The sequence below is a fragment of the Pseudomonas sp. AC229 genome (assembly GCF_979254655.1).
Map to the genome: position 1 here is coordinate 1 of NZ_CEEDHK010000085.1, position 244 is coordinate 244.

1 protein-coding gene is annotated in these 244 nt (G+C 45.9%); it reads left to right on the forward strand.

Annotation, left to right across the window (positions count from 1 at the left end):
• A partial coding sequence (locus AC0IW7_RS24955) for a hypothetical protein (RefSeq protein WP_471821537.1) occupies positions 1–244 on the forward strand: 244 nt, incomplete at both ends.

Below are 244 nucleotides of genomic sequence, written 5' to 3' on the forward strand. Positions count from 1 at the left end.
GGTAAGATCACAGGAGTAACAGATGGTCTTGTTGCTGCAGGATCTAAAGAAGCAGTAAATGGTGGTCAGCTTGATGCAGTAAAAGCGATAGCGAATACAGGCTGGAAACTGACGACAGATAAAACTGGTACGGGTGCAGTGGCAGGTAGTTCAGTTAAACAGATCACGCCAGATGAAACAGTAACGTTTATCGCTGGTGACAACATTGCGGTTGAACAGGCAGGGAATAAGGTCACTGTAGCAA